13 protein-coding genes are annotated in these 14,713 nt (G+C 36.2%); 2 read left to right on the top strand and 11 right to left on the bottom strand.

Annotation, left to right across the window (positions count from 1 at the left end):
- Positions 1-3: 3 nt before the first annotated feature.
- Genes R7Q38_RS16285 through wecA form a run of 5 tightly spaced genes read right to left on the bottom strand, consistent with a single transcriptional unit; the run spans position 4 to position 4,829 of the window.
- Positions 4-1,134: a glycosyltransferase family 4 protein gene (locus R7Q38_RS16285; RefSeq protein WP_318114288.1), complete on the bottom strand. Its 1,131-nt coding sequence runs from the start codon at positions 1,132-1,134 to the stop codon at positions 4-6.
- Entirely contained in the window at positions 1,135-1,698 is a 564-nt protein-coding gene (locus R7Q38_RS16290; protein WP_206948645.1) for an acyltransferase, read from the bottom strand.
- Entirely contained in the window at positions 1,688-2,473 is a 786-nt protein-coding gene (locus R7Q38_RS16295) for a glycosyltransferase (RefSeq protein ID WP_318114289.1), read from the bottom strand. Before R7Q38_RS16295 ends, R7Q38_RS16290 begins: the two co-directional genes overlap by 11 nt.
- The gene (locus R7Q38_RS16300) at positions 2,454-3,689 is read right to left on the bottom strand and encodes a lipopolysaccharide biosynthesis protein (protein ID WP_318114290.1); all 1,236 of its coding nucleotides are present in this window, start codon (positions 3,687-3,689) and stop codon (positions 2,454-2,456) included. Before R7Q38_RS16300 ends, R7Q38_RS16295 begins: the two co-directional genes overlap by 20 nt.
- 45 nt (positions 3,690-3,734) lie before the next feature.
- Positions 3,735-4,829, bottom strand: a complete 1,095-nt coding sequence (wecA, locus tag R7Q38_RS16305; protein WP_318114291.1) for a UDP-N-acetylglucosamine--undecaprenyl-phosphate N-acetylglucosaminephosphotransferase — start codon at positions 4,827-4,829, stop codon at positions 3,735-3,737.
- A gap of 1,147 nt (positions 4,830-5,976) precedes the next feature.
- On the opposite strand from wecA, the gene R7Q38_RS16310 reads away from it, so the two are divergent.
- Together R7Q38_RS16310 and R7Q38_RS16315 are read left to right on the top strand one after the other, a co-directional pair.
- Positions 5,977-7,293, top strand: coding sequence for an MBL fold metallo-hydrolase (locus R7Q38_RS16310; protein WP_318114292.1), 1,317 nt, complete (start codon positions 5,977-5,979; stop codon positions 7,291-7,293).
- Positions 7,294-7,532: 239 nt separating this feature from the next.
- A complete protein-coding gene (locus R7Q38_RS16315) occupies positions 7,533-8,540 on the top strand; it encodes a sugar transferase (protein WP_005384832.1) in 1,008 nt (335 codons plus the stop codon).
- A gap of 110 nt (positions 8,541-8,650) precedes the next feature.
- On the opposite strand, the gene R7Q38_RS16320 is transcribed toward R7Q38_RS16315, so the two are convergent.
- The 6 genes from R7Q38_RS16320 to R7Q38_RS16345 are packed head-to-tail and all read right to left on the bottom strand — an operon-like array spanning position 8,651 to position 14,686.
- Positions 8,651-9,418, bottom strand: a complete 768-nt coding sequence (locus R7Q38_RS16320) for a glycosyltransferase family 2 protein (RefSeq protein ID WP_239939299.1) — start codon at positions 9,416-9,418, stop codon at positions 8,651-8,653.
- A 21-nt stretch (positions 9,419-9,439) separates the two neighbouring features.
- Complete coding sequence (locus tag R7Q38_RS16325; protein WP_182038472.1) at positions 9,440-10,414, bottom strand: glycosyltransferase family 2 protein; 975 nt, start codon at positions 10,412-10,414, stop codon at positions 9,440-9,442.
- 7 nt (positions 10,415-10,421) lie between these two features.
- Positions 10,422-11,678 carry a lipid II flippase MurJ gene (locus R7Q38_RS16330; RefSeq protein ID WP_213874579.1) on the bottom strand — a complete coding sequence of 419 codons (1,257 nt, stop codon included), beginning with the start codon at positions 11,676-11,678 and terminating at the stop codon, positions 10,422-10,424.
- A gap of 4 nt (positions 11,679-11,682) precedes the next feature.
- Positions 11,683-12,513 carry a polysaccharide pyruvyl transferase family protein gene (locus R7Q38_RS16335; protein ID WP_182038468.1) on the bottom strand — a complete coding sequence of 277 codons (831 nt, stop codon included), beginning with the start codon at positions 12,511-12,513 and terminating at the stop codon, positions 11,683-11,685.
- 1 nt (position 12,514) lies between these two features.
- Positions 12,515-13,645, bottom strand: coding sequence for a glycosyltransferase (locus R7Q38_RS16340; protein WP_213874580.1), 1,131 nt, complete (start codon positions 13,643-13,645; stop codon positions 12,515-12,517).
- On the bottom strand, positions 13,646-14,686 hold the full coding sequence (locus R7Q38_RS16345) for an EpsG family protein (RefSeq protein ID WP_318114294.1): 1,041 nt from the start codon (positions 14,684-14,686) through the stop codon (positions 13,646-13,648). It lies immediately after the preceding gene.
- Positions 14,687-14,713 lie beyond the last annotated feature (27 nt).

Genomic DNA, 14,713 nt, shown 5'->3' on the forward strand with positions numbered 1-14,713 from the left:
TACCTAAATGCTTAATGCCTTACTCCAAAAAGACATTCGCCTTTGGATTAGATTATCTAATTTAAATTCATTTGCTTTATCTAGACTATATTCTGAAGCTTTTTTATACCTATCCAATTCAATGATTGACTTTATATTTTTTACAAGAGAAAGGTAATCACCTCTCTTGTGAACATAATCAGGCATTATTAGTTCTGGAATACCACCAGCATCACTTCCAACTACTGGAAGACCTGTACTCATTGCTTCAAGAATAGCTCTAGGTAGCCCCTCTTGATAAGAAGGTTGTATATAGATATCAAGACTACTTAACCAACTTCTCACTGCCTCACCAGGAGGAAGGACTCCTGAATACTCAACATAATCAGTAGTGTGAGGAAACTTTGTTACCCACCTACTCTTGTCTCCAGGACCTAGTATCTTTAAGGTGGCATTATAGCCCTGCTCTCTTAAGTCAATTATAGCTTTAATTGCTAACTCTATGCCTTTATGGGGTGAATCAAGAGAACCAACTAATCCCAATATGATTTTATTATCTGCAGCAATAGTCTTAGGATTCAAGTTAACATCGGTTATAGATACATCAGACACTCCAATATTGTGAAAATTATTAGGATATCTTTTCTGTAAAAAATCACTAGTGACATAAATCACATCGCTCGCATTCTTAACAGCTTTACGATTCCTATAAAAATAATAAGGGGCGTACAATTTAGATTTAATACCACCGTAATACCAAAGGCCATCCCAAGGACATGCAACAAATTCAATAATACACTTTACACCTACTCTATTAGCAGCATTTACTGCAAGTAAACCGATCTCACTAGGCAACCTTGCTATAACAAAATCATGCTGACTTACAAGGTCGCACATTTCACTAATATTTCTATTATTAAACAATTCCTTTACATTAGATAAGTTTTTAAATGGATAAAAAGATAAATTGCTATTATTTATCTGAACTAGGTTATCAGAAGCAGAATCAATTTTTTCAAATCTAGAAACTATAGTAATTGAATCTAAAAAGTTAAGATATATATCAAACATTTCTGGATTTACTTTTCCTTTAGAAAAAGCAACACCATCACTTCTTAGAAGGAAACGATGATCATGGGCAAACAATGCTTTCATTTATATTCCTTTTATTACTTTCGCTGGAACTCCAGCAATAATTGAATCACCTTCAAAGTGACTGGTAACAATTGCTCCAGCAGCCACAATAGTTCTCTCATTTAAATAGCTTCCAGCAAGTATACGACTACCACAACCAACCCATACATCCGACTTTAATATTATTTTATCAAAGAAAAGAGTATTATATTTTATTGGTAATTCTTTATTGCTATATGTATGATTAAATGAAATTAATGATGAATTATGAGCAATAGAGACATTATCACCTATTTCCACTCCCCCTATCGCATCTATAAAGCAGTTTTCATGAATTGAAACATTACTACCTATCTTTAATCCTTTAAAGTTTTTTATTTTTACATTCGTACCAATATACAAGTTATCACCACAATCAGATAAACTCATAACTAGTATACTTCTAAATAAAACACCAACTTTAGTTGGAAAAAACATCATTATTTCATACAATAGCTCTTTTATAAAACTTGGCAAAAATCTTAACAAAAAGAGAATAAAGTATACTAAATACTTTATTTTATTAAATAAACTCCTACCTGACATTTGCCTTCCTTAGCAGTTCAGTATTTCTTTTATATTGTTTTGTGTTCATAAGGTTCTTATATTTTTTTAAAAAAAGAGCAATACCAAGATACTTATTATTATTCGTCGTTATTCTCTGCCTACTTCTATCAACATTCATAACCTGAGTTGCTTTTCTTAGTTTATAAGCAGGACCATATTCCTTTATAAGCCTCACCCATAGATCATAATCCTGCCAAGCTTTTTGTTCTACATCAAACAAGCCAACATTCAACAATCTACTCTTATGTATAAATATCTGATTTCCTATATGATTCATATCTAACAGATCATTTAAACAAATCACACCGTATTTATACTTAATTAAGTGTTTTAATTTTGACCAAAGACTATTCGGTTCTACTTTCCAACCCGAACAAATAAAGGAATAACTATGATCGTAGTTATCCCAAAAAGCCTCAACACGATTAGGAAGAAAGTAGTCATCATCATCAAGCCCTGTGATGAATTCTCCCTCAGAATTTTTTATTGCAATATTTCTTGAATAGCAAGCACCTTCATTTTTTTTATTTAAAATCACTTTGACATTTTTGTGCTTTTCTTTAATTTCATTTAAATAATCTCTTGTTCCATCTGAGCTACAATCATCGACTATAATTAACTCTATATTTTTATAAGTTTGATTTAGCACTGAATCCACAGCTTTTTTAAGTAGTTTTTCTCTATCTTTAGTGACGATATAAACCGTTACTCTGGGTTGTTTTTTAGTTATTCCTTCATATCTTTTTTCTAACATTCATGTATACCATTAAACTTATGAGAAAATAAACCATGGCATTAACTATAGAGAAAGATAATACCGCTTCAAGATGTTTTCCAGATTCATTAACAACAATATAAAATATTAAAACTCTCAATATTACACTAGCAATTTCAAAAATAAGAAAACTTTTCTGTAGTTTTAAAGGCGCAATAGCAGTAATCGCAGGGCGACTTACCAAAGCAACAAAAGATGCTAGAGCAATTACCTGGGCATACTCTCCCGAAACACTCCATCCAGAACCAAAGACAAAGTTAAATAATTCAGGAGAGAACAAACCGAATATAATAAGCGGTACTGCGGCTACAGGAATTAAAGATAGTGTAGCAATATTGAATAACTTTACAGCCTCTCTAGGAGAGCTATTGATTAGTTTAGAAAACTTAGGATAAAAAACATCACTAACAGACTTACTCACTAGCAAAGTAGGTATTGTCAAAACAGAATTAGCTATGGCATAGAAACCAGCATACTTAGCTCCAAAGTAATAAGTAAGCATAAATATAGGTATCGAGTTAGAAATGCCATTAAGTAATACTTGAGGTGTCCTATAAAAGGCAAAATCATAATATCTAATAAATATTTTCTTGAAGCAATAAATATTGTGAGTGCCTTTATTATTTGAAAACCGGCGAAGAAGTAAGAAGTTAACTCCTGGAGATAAGCTAGATACTAAAATCAATGTAATGGCTGTATTATAAAACAAACCACCAACTATTTTCATAAGATTGATTATAAACGAATGGACAACCGAAAGCTTAGATATAACTCTAAACTTTTCATCCTTTATTAAAAGTTGTTGTGATATTTGCAACTGAGTCGAAAAAATAATAACGACGGGAATAAAAAAAAGATAAAAGCTATTAAATGGAAGAATATATATATCTTTTATAAAAACAATGACAGTTGCTGATAAAAATGATAGAAGTAAAGATACAATAGATGCAGTAGATGCAACTTCTTTTGCTTCATCCTCACTTTTTGTAAGAACAATAGCTAATGGAAAACACAGCGCTGATATTGGCATAATCACATTTATTATTGCCATATAGTTACCAAGAACACCGAGTTCACTAGGCCCATAAATTCTAGTTAAAATAGGGGAGGAGACTAAAGTAATAGCTTGAGCCATTATAGAGCCTGTAGCCAGTAATATTATATTTTTTATTATACCATTAGAGATTAACTTCAATTTTCCCACATCCAATTAAAAATTAACATTGTGATTTATACAGCTCTATCCAATTTTTTTTCTCATCGGATTAGGGTTAGAACTAATTCTATCACTCAACTTCTTCACTAGTGTCGATACCCTCCATATATGACTAATCATAGAGAAATAACACGCAAACAGAATTATAAAGGCAAGGAACATTGTAGATTCACTGACATCAGTAAAGTCAGCCCACAAGCCTACCGCAGCACAAATCGATGCCATCGAACAGATGAAAATTAACGTTGCACCTGGTGAAAGCCCAATACGCTGACAAATATGGTGTAGATGTTCTCTGTCTGGTTGGAATGGTGACTGACCTTTACGAATACGACGGATCATAATGGTTGCCATGTCCATCAACGGTAAAGCTATTAACCACAGTGCTGTGACTGGCTTGAAGGCTACCGCTCCTGGTTCTTGCGTGCCGCGAATCAGCATCCAGACCACTGTAAAGCCGATAAACATACTGCCAGCATCACCCATAAAGATTTTAAAGCGACGACCAAGTGGGAAACCTAAGTTCAGGAAGATGTAAGGAAGCATCGCAGTCACGATCATTAAACAGATCGTGGCTAAATATTCGTTTCCGTTGTAGGCAAACACAATACCTAATGCTGTAAAGGTGACCGAGGCTAACCCGCCCAGCAAGCCGTCTATGCCATCAACCATATTAAATGCGTTAATTGCGCCTATTACCGCAATAACGGTGATCACTGCGCCAGCGACTTCATTAAGGGCAATGGTTTCGCTCCCCATTAAGTAGCCTAAATCGTGTAAGCTGTGGCCTCCGATGTAAATCATCGCAAGGGATATTCCAGCTTGGATAATAAGACGAATTTTGAAACTTACATCGTAGTAGTCATCTAATGCGCCGAGCACTATAAGCACAGCCGAACAAGATAAGTAGAGTGATAGGTTGTCATTCATTGGTAGGAACAGAAGGAACCCGACCAGTATAGTAGAGAAAATGGAGATGCCTCCTACAAGGGGTACTACTCCTTGGTGGAGCTTTCTTGCATTGGGTTTATCTACTAGACCTACGCGCTTAGCAACTTTGCGCATAACAAAAAGTAGAACGAACGACAAAATAAATACAAATAAATATGCATTATTCATGGTAGCCAACTGTGTTATTAAATAAGTTTGAGGTAAATCTATAACGCATCCGACTGATTCCCTTTACGGATTCCATTGCATCACAGGTCCGATACTGCTGATTCTTGCTTCGCTCGTATCTAGACACGCCGAACTCTAAGAATGAGCAGGTGATTTTTTGGCGTGACAAAACCACATTAGCCAACGTGGGTTGTAACGCATTGCAAACGCTAATTTCTAATATTGAATATGTAAGTAACTGAGTTCCACCGACACTAGCTCGTGACGGTCATCGGTTCTCAGCCTTTTATAGGCAGGCCAAATACAAAGCTGAATACACTAACTAACGGTTTGGGCCGGTAGTTATGTACTTCTATAAACCTAGTATTTGGTTTTGATAGGTATGAGAAATGGAGATTTAAATTGTAACCTATGCCTAACCAACATTTGCTCGCCACTTTGTTAGCTTTGAGCGTCCCTCTGACAAAAGGGAATTACATAAATTTGTAATAGTTCTCGTTTTTTATAAATCAATCTTGCCAGAAATGCACTTAGGTGCTTATTATTATTAAAAATTATCTTGCTTGGTCTCTCTTCTGTTAGGAAAGAGACTAACAGATGATTTGGGCACGCTACCGCCCCTAGGTCTGGCTCCTAGAAGCAAGTTTTAGACGTAGTGTTTAATGGTTGCGTTTCCAAACAGGAGACGAATTGTATAGTAAACACGTTGCAACTAAAAGTAGAACGTGTAAAAAGCTTGCAAAAAAATGTCTTTTTTCTGACACTTAACTCGCCATAAACGTGACGCTTTTTTTGTTGGCTTACTAATTATTAAACTCCTTCCGGCATAGCTGATGTTTGTATAGCTAGCGCGTTAATCTCAGAAGTCTAAGTAAAAATAGTTGCAATAATATGAATTGCATCACAACAGGTTGCAATGCTACACAGTCAAATTTATGACGAATATCTAAGTCTCTCTAAACTTTCGGTTTTGCTGTTTTCTTACTCTCATTATCCTTGCCTACAATACGCTCACTTATTCACCACTTTCTGCTTACCTTGTTCATTGCGCGATTGACTGAGCCGTCTTTACGTCGCGAGGTGTCGCTATATATGAAAGCAAATACTCGTAAGCGTGGGTTAACAAAGGAAAAGACGTCGTTTCGTTATGAAAGTACTGCACCACGGTGGGAAAAATACGGTTACTGGCTCTTGTCACGAGCTCGTATTACAAAATGGAAGTGTGCTGATCGACTGTGGTTTGCTACAAGGTCAAGATAATGCTCAGCAGGAGAGTTTGAATATCGACTTTTCTATCTCTGATCTCAAAGCGGTTGTTCTAACCCATTCTCATATCGATCATGTTGGTCGGCTACCTTGGCTATTGGCTGCAGGTTATAAGGGGCCTATCTACTGTACGGAAGCCACCGCTGAGCTCGTACCGCTTATGTTAGAAGATGGATTAAAGCTCCAGTTAGGCATGAGGCGCCATCAAAGGGAAAGCTTGCTCGATTTTATTCGAACGCTTATTCGCCCTTGCTCTTACTCCCAATGGATAGAGATAGAAGAACATACCTATCTTCGCTTTCAACCAGCAGGACACATTTTAGGGTCTGCATATATTGAGTTTCATTTATCAAACAATGAAGTTGTTGTGTTCTCAGGGGATTTGGGACCTCGTAACACGCCTCTCCTACCTGACCCGGTATCGCCTGAAAAAGCTGACTATTTGTTTATCGAGTCAACATACGGCAATAAAGTTCACGAAGATGTTGAGTCTCGCAGTAGGCGATTGCTTTCTATTATTGAGCATGCACTTCAGGATGGTGGCGTAATTGTTATACCTGCTTTTAGCGTCGGGAGAACTCAAGAGTTACTGTTTGATATAGAACAGCTTATTCATGAGCACGCCTTGCAAGATTCTCTGCCTATTATTCTCGATTCTCCTTTGGCTAAAAAGGTAACTACTACCTATCGGCAATTTAAAAAGCTTTGGGGAGCTGAAGCGAAAGAGCGAATCGAGCATCACCGACACCCTCTTGCGTTTGATCAATGTATTACCGTCGAAAGCCACACTGACCATTTAAAGCTCGTCAATCGACTCGCAAGCACGGCAGAAGCTGCTATCGTGGTTGCGGCCTCTGGTATGTGTGAAGGTGGACGTGTCGTCAATTATTTAGAAGCATTGCTGCCAGATAAAAGAAATGATGTGCTATTTGCAGGATATCAAGCAGAAGGGACGTTAGGTCGGCGAATTCAGGATGGAGAAGAGAACATACTGATTGACGGAAGGCGCGTTAGAGTGGAGGCTCAAGTACATACCATGTCAGGTTACTCTGCACATGCGGATAGGGACGATTTAATACAGTTTGTTTCTGGTATTCCTACTCCTCCGAAAGAAGTTCACCTTATTCATGGTGAACAAGCGTCGAAAAGATCGCTTTATCAACAACTGATAACCCTCGGATATAACTGCGTTATATAGTGAAATGAACAATCATTTAATTTCGAGGCAATATAATATATCGCAAACATAGTTTTTCGAATTCATTGATATAACTTCGTTAAGATTCAAAAACAAGTCATAGACAAGGACTCAGGTTCAAGAAAATTAACAAAGTTATGAGCATGTTCTGGATTAAGGGATATAATTTCTATACGAAATAAATTATAATCGCCGACTTGTAAGCAATTGGCTAGTCGATAACAACTTATTCCATTCCTATGACAGACAGTATGAGCGACACGCTTCAAGAACGAGAAGCTTCTGAATTAACTAAGCATAATTCTATCAGCATAACATCAGCATTGGACGAGTTATCCGCAAGTGAATCAAATGCTTGCCTTTATATCTACTGTCCAAAAGAAGACGAAGCAAAAATTGCTCAAGTGCTTAAGAGGCATCCTGAGATTAACGCTCAGGTTAATAACTATGCTCTTAGAGACTTCAAGAGCAAAACGCTTTGCCACTTCAAAAGCTCGCATCTAGATCCTGAACAGCAAGCATTTCTTGTCGCGGCGACAGAGCTAGGTGCTTGGGTTGAGCCATTGGTGAGCTATTTTGACCGTTCACTCGGATATACTGAAACTGAGCTTTTGCACAGCGGCTACTTCTTACACCAAAAAGCTTTTTCTATCCTTTCTAATCGCAAGAACAGCTGGCAAAAACGCTTCATCGATCTGTTGTTTGTTTTCATGCTGTCATGGGTTGCTATTCCAGTAGGGCTTATTACGGCACTACTCATTAAGCTTGAATCGCCAGGTCCGGTATTCTTTAAACAGCGTCGTACCGGCCAGTATAATGAAGAGTTTGAAGTGATTAAGTTTCGCTCGATGCGGAACGATGCAGAAAAGAACGGAGCCCAATGGGCAACAAAAAATGACGCCCGCGTAACGAAAGTCGGCTGTTTTATTCGTAAAACTCGCATTGATGAGCTCCCTCAGTTAATCAACGTACTAAAGGGAGAGATGTCGATGGTTGGCCCTCGCCCAGAACGTGAAGTGTTCATCTCTGAGTTGGAAAAAGCCATTCCTTACTATCGCTTTCGTCACGCCGTTAAACCTGGGGTCACTGGCCTAGCTCAAGTAAAATATCCTTACGGCGCATCGGTAGAAGACGCTATTTGGAAGCATAAATACGATGTCTACTATATCAAACACCAAAACTGGATGATGGAAGTGAAGATTCTTTTCCTTACAGTCAAAACAGTGTTATTTGGGATGGGTCGCTAAAACACGGCGAAGTTAATCGAACGGATCACAGGTATAAAAAAGAGCAGCGCCTTACGGTCGCTGCTCTTTTTGTGTGTATATTCTGTAAGCTCTATCGAGGATTAAGGAAACTAAGATTTGCGCTTAGTTCGGTGTTTCATCGTACCTTTAACGGCGTAGACAGAAAATGTAAATAGGCTTCTTGGCAAGCTCAAGCCTACTACGTCTCTGTAGAACTTCCATTGATATGACAAAACGCTAAATTTGTTAGCTGTCATACCACTATCCATCCGATACTTTGCTAATGGCTTAGGTAGACAGTAAGCTTTGGGAGTATCTTTCAGTATATCTAACCACAATCCCATATCCTGACGTTTACGAATAAGCGGCATATAGCGCTTACCTAGCGCCTGTGTGTCATAAACGGCGGTCAGGCACCCGATAACATTACTGTACATAAGTTTTTTATACGTTGTATATTCGGGAGCAGTTACAACACTCAGCTCTTCTTCACTAGTAAAACGGCTGTAGTGAGTGTATGTGAGTGGGTAGTTATTCTCCAGCATGAATGGAATTTGCTCTGCGAGTTTGTCTTCTGTCCAAAGGTCGTCAGAATCCAAAAAAGCAATAAAGCGGCCTTTTGCTTTTTCTATCGCGAAATTACGACTTGCACCAGCCCCTTGGTTGACAACATTTTGATAAACTTTAATGTTCTCATACTTGTTTGCATAACCTGTAATTAGATCCCAAGTTCCGTCTGTCGAGCAATCATCGACTATGAGCAACTCCCAATCACTATACGTCTGAGCTAATACACTCGAAATACTTGCTTCTATAGTAGCTCGAGAGTTATAACTTGGCATGACTACAGAAACTTTAGCAGTGGAATTCTTAATCATCTAAATAACTTGACCATTCATTTATTTACGCTTGAAACGAAGGATTAGAGGGGTTATGTTTAGAAACAAAGCATATGAAAACACTTTTGTCTTTAATGGAAGGTATTTTAATAAGTAAAATAGCTCTTTATATGAAACTTCATAAGCACTCTTTAAGTACTTAATCTCTTCTTTATAATTATTAACACCACCATTATTTATATTACTTAAAAATATAAGCTTCGCCATGTTAACAAATCTAAAAATTTTAAGCTCATTGGAAAAGCCACCTTTCTTAAAAACTGAAAGGTCTTCATCTAGTACGCTATCAACTCTATCTTTACCATAACTGCTTTCATACTTTCGAGATGAATTTTCAAAAGAAGATAACGATCCTGCACGTTGTCTATAGTACACTTTGGCATTACACGCTAGGCCACTCTTAATACCTTTGGCAAATTGTAATTTAGTGAGTGTCGTTTCTCCCTGTAGATAGCTGTAGGAGTATTCTTCTAGCACTTCTTTCTTAGTCATCCTTGACCAGGATGAATATGGCAATGAAAGTACATTGCAAATATTATTTTCGTCAAATAATAAATTTTCATTAAACTGTTTATATTCGCTTTTTATTTCTGAGCCAATTTCATCAACTAACACTACATTTGAAAGGACCATATCAAGATCGTTGTCACTGGCTAAGTTATACAGTGACTCTAAAAATGTTGGTGATATATAATCATCAGAATCAAGATTGATAACATATTCACCTTGCGAAAGATTATATGCATCCTGTCTGGCCTGCATTTCCCCCTGATTAACTTTTTTATTTATATATGTAAAACGCTCATCTCTGGACACATACTCTCGAATAATATCATCCGAACGATCTGGAGATGCATCATTTACTATAATAAACTCTGCAGCACCTAACGTTTGTTGACACAAGCTATCTAAGAATACCTTAAGATACTTTTCGACTCCATAAACCGGAACGAGAACACTAACTTTCTTTTTCATATAATTCCTATAGCAACTTAAATGTATTTATTTTCAACTTAAACAGTACATACATATAGGAGGATAAATTTACCAACACAACTGTAGCAGATGCCATTATTGCCGCGCCTAAAGGCCCAAACTCAGGAATAAGAAGAAAACCTAAACACAATGACATAGCCAGTGAAATTAATAGAATATTCCTCTGTACCTTTTCGTGCCCAGTCATCGACAATAGAAGGCCGATATTACCCGTAATGACGTTCACCAGTTGGCCAAATGTCAAGATAACAAGAATAACACTTTGCTCTTTATAGGAATCATCAATTAACCCTAGAACTTCTTTACTAAACAACATTAATATAAAAACCGCCGGAAGGCAAAGAGCCCACATCAACCTAGATGATTTTGTGATGAGCTTTTGCAAGTCTTGCATATCACCATTTTTGTAAGTTGATGCAATCTTAGGAGCTAGCACTTTATTAACCGATATTATAATAAATGATAATAGCGTTGTTAGTTTCAGTGAAACAGCAATGATTGATAAGTCGCTTCCAACCCATAAAAAGCCTAAGAGTAATATAGCTGCATTATTATTATATTGCACGATACATTGAGTAACGAACATCGAAGAACATGTAGTGCGAAAAGCTACCTTATCAAACATCTCATTATCGGAGTTTAACCGCTTGAGAAAATAATAGGCTGCAACTAGGCAAGCAATAGCATGCCCAACTGAAAATGCGATTACTGAGTCTAGATAACTATTAGCGAAAAGCATCAAGGCTGTGAGCAAAACTACGTTTTGTAAAACGCCCGATGTTATCATGGCTAAAACAACGCTTCCTCTACCCTGCAACGCGGAAGAAAGAACAAGCGATAATGACGTTAATGGTAACAGTATGAATATTGAAGTAATAAAATCACTGTTAGTGGAAACCTCATGCCACATATTTCCCATATATAACGTTAAAACAACTATCAAAGAAAATACTGATGTTAAAGCACAGGCGCTAAAAACAACATTTCTTATTAACTTCCCTTTTGACTTATTTATAGCGACAAACTTCAGTATTGCATCGGGACAACCAAAGGTAGAGATGGCGGTTAAAAACGAAGATAGTGATACTAAAAAGAAATAATCACTCGATGTTTCTCCCCCTAACTGCTTCACCAAGATAATCGTCGTGCTAAAACCAACAATTGATGAAACAACTTTGACAAGAAACACTAAAATTGTTTGTCTATAAAAACTATCATGGAGAAACTTATTTAAAAAACTCATAAGTTTAAATATTGTATGGAAATAGTTTAAGGATAGAGTCAATCTTTGCGTCTGATACTTCGTTATAGTAGGAATTTTCGCTTAGATTTTCTATTGTTGTTCCATCAGTGACAATGATCGGTTGTCGTTTTTTCCCTGAAATCCCCAAAGCATAATCATCGAATTTAAACTGACCACCGAGTAGCTTATCTGAAAAAATGACATGTATATTAGGAATTGAATAAGAGTCTGAGGCAATAAGCCCATGTAGAGATGAAGAAATTATTTTTTCACATGACAACAGTTGGTCAATAAAAGGCTCGATATCTTGTTGAATATCGATGAAGAGTACATCATCTCTTTCTAACCATTCTTTTAAAGTACTATTATTTTTATCTACATGATGTGGAATCAAACCATATTTGAATTTTTTTTCTACTACGGGATTGTAAAACTTGCGAATACAAACACCTGGATCTCCAAACTCAACTTGTTCACAATGAAGTTTTTCACTAGTAAGAGGACCTCTGAGCAGCCTAATATCTATTTTTTTTGTTGTTTCACTTTCCTTTGAGATAAAGCCACTTCCCCAAACAATACTATTATCTTTTGCTCTGTGAAGAATAGAGCCTATCCCTAAGACATGCTTTTTTTTCGAGTAAGGATACATTACTACTTTTTTTCCAGAGACCTTTTCTATAAGGTAGACATTCAAATCATCTCCCCAATTTGGAACACCTTTAAAGTAGTTTACTAATATACAGTTATCTCTCCCATACTTAACAATTGCATAGTGATAGTTAAATATAGCTTCTAGCTTCGCTCTAATAATTTTATATAAAGATATTAACTTCATTTTAAAGTACTTCTCGATAAATTTGTTCTAACTTAGAAAACTCTTTTTCCCAGCAGTTATTCTCAACATACTTTTTCCCATTTATTCCCATTACCGGTAGTATGTCTCTTTTACTAACTAACTTCAGGATACTCTTTGCTAACGTATTCGGCTGTTGTGGTTGAACGAAAACACCTGCATTAGTTCTTTGAAGTTTATCTCTCCAAGCAGGAAAATCACTCGCGACAAAAGGTTTACCAAACGACATATATTCATACAGTTTATTAGGATCTGTTCTTGCATGATCTCCCACGTCATGAATATAAATTAATCCAAGGTCCGATTCAGATACATAAGCAAATGCGATATCTTGCTCTAGCCTGCCTAAGTAATCAACATATTGCCATCCAGGTAGTATTTTTAGTGAATTTAAATAGGCAGTGTCCATTTCACCAATCAACCATAATTTAGTTGGTTCAACTTTATTTATCTCTTCTAAGGAATTTACTATGTCTGTAATACCTCTAGATTTGTTAATACTACCTAGGTAAACTAAACGTAAACTTTCATTACTCAGATCGAGATTAGACTTTATCTTATTAACTTTATTTATTAGCTTTTCGTTATATCTCGGTGGATTCCCTATCAGATGAGCTTTCTTTCCTAACCTTTTCACTACTCCTTCTTGAGTACCAATAGCGGCTAAAGAAATATTTGCTGTAAACTTTTCTAGAAATGACACAAGCCAACAAGCAGGTTTACGTACTACTTTTGGAATCCACTCTCTAAATAGAAGTCTTTCTGAATAATCTTCATGAGTGTCATATATCACTCTTTTTGAAGCCAGACGCAGTGAAATGGCAATTGGTATCGTATTTGGATTGTGCAAATGGTATATGTCGGCCTTACAAGCTAAAGCTTGACGGAGGACTTGATAAGAAAAAAAGATTCGCCCTAGCTTTCCCTTATCCGATAATTTAGAACGAACTAATTTAACTCCATCCTGTATAGTGCCATCTAGTTCCTGATCCATACGAGCAATAAGAGTTACATCATATCCGCTACAAGATAATGATACAGCTTGTTTTTTAAACACCCTTACATCATCCCAAATATGAATGGGAGCTAATATACAGACTTTTTTACCACTCATTTAAAAATTCCCTAATATTGACTGATAATCATATTCAGATGTTGCCAAAACTGTGACCTTTAATACATATGGAGCAGATATGTACAAAATAGTAATTATCGCAGAATAGACTTTACCTCTATCTATATACCTTTCGATAAGATAGTAAATAGGGAATATATAGAATATCATAAAATACTGTGCTACTCGCCCAAAAAAACCAAAATACATGTTAACGATAAACAGCCAGTAAGTGACTGATAGGATCATAAAAAATCGCATAATCATATCATGCTTATGATCAAACCTATTTTCTATCAAATCTTTTTTGTACATCAAAATAGAAAGTACAAAAAGAGGAAAATAATACAACTTAGTGATAAGAGAAGTAATATTAGCGCTTGCTGAAAGCGCACTATCAAAGTATCCTGCATAGTTGCCAAACAAAGCTCCAACAACAATAGGAAGAGCTTTTGGTATAATTACAGCAGAGAAAACAAAGCTAATAAAGAATAGGATGCCGATCCGATAAGGAGAAGGTTTAATGAATAAAAATATATAGAAAGGGTATAACAAAACAAAAGTAGCATGACATAACGATGCTATTATAGTCAAAATAAAAGAGCTGACAAACTTTCTTCTATATAGCAAGATAAATATACAGGGTAAGATAGCGATAGCCATATATTGTCGTAAGCCATTTAACTGGTTCTGATAAATACCTGTAATACAAAAATACAAAAATACAATTATCCAAACCTTATAATTTGAGCTTTTCAACAAACATACAAAATACGCCCAAAATATTGAATATACTATTGAAACAAGGATGAATATTGACTGCTCTCCCAGCTTTAATCCTGTTGCTATCTTAAGTATTGAATAAAATATGAGTTCCTTCTTGTTAAAGTAATATTCTATATTATAGCCATACTTATACATATCTACATAAGACATGTAATCAGTACCAACATTGTATTGAAACGCTGGCATCTGAAAATAGAAAAACATAACAGGAAGCAGAACTAAGACAAAAGCTAATTTGTCAAACTTCTTATCCATGATGTACAGGTATAGCACACTAATTAT

The organism is Vibrio sp. Vb0598 (assembly GCF_033338935.1).
GTDB lineage: Bacteria > Pseudomonadota > Gammaproteobacteria > Enterobacterales > Vibrionaceae > Vibrio > Vibrio alginolyticus.

Coding starts and splice junctions, on each gene's coding strand:
- wecA (WP_318114291.1), bottom strand. CDS start 4,829: ATGAATAATGCATATTTATTTGTATTTATTTTGTCGTTCGTTCTACTT.
- R7Q38_RS16310 (WP_318114292.1), top strand. CDS start 5,977: ATGAAAGTACTGCACCACGGTGGGAAAAATACGGTTACTGGCTCTTGT.
- R7Q38_RS16325 (WP_182038472.1), bottom strand. CDS start 10,414: ATGAAAAAGAAAGTTAGTGTTCTCGTTCCGGTTTATGGAGTCGAAAAG.
- R7Q38_RS16335 (WP_182038468.1), bottom strand. CDS start 12,513: ATGAAGTTAATATCTTTATATAAAATTATTAGAGCGAAGCTAGAAGCT.
- R7Q38_RS16320 (WP_239939299.1), bottom strand. CDS start 9,418: ATGATTAAGAATTCCACTGCTAAAGTTTCTGTAGTCATGCCAAGTTAT.
- R7Q38_RS16345 (WP_318114294.1), bottom strand. CDS start 14,686: ATGGATAAGAAGTTTGACAAATTAGCTTTTGTCTTAGTTCTGCTTCCT.
- R7Q38_RS16315 (WP_005384832.1), top strand. CDS start 7,533: ATGACAGACAGTATGAGCGACACGCTTCAAGAACGAGAAGCTTCTGAA.
- R7Q38_RS16285 (WP_318114288.1), bottom strand. CDS start 1,134: ATGAAAGCATTGTTTGCCCATGATCATCGTTTCCTTCTAAGAAGTGAT.
- R7Q38_RS16340 (WP_213874580.1), bottom strand. CDS start 13,645: ATGAGTGGTAAAAAAGTCTGTATATTAGCTCCCATTCATATTTGGGAT.
- R7Q38_RS16330 (WP_213874579.1), bottom strand. CDS start 11,678: ATGAGTTTTTTAAATAAGTTTCTCCATGATAGTTTTTATAGACAAACA.
- R7Q38_RS16290 (WP_206948645.1), bottom strand. CDS start 1,698: ATGTCAGGTAGGAGTTTATTTAATAAAATAAAGTATTTAGTATACTTT.
- R7Q38_RS16295 (WP_318114289.1), bottom strand. CDS start 2,473: ATGTTAGAAAAAAGATATGAAGGAATAACTAAAAAACAACCCAGAGTA.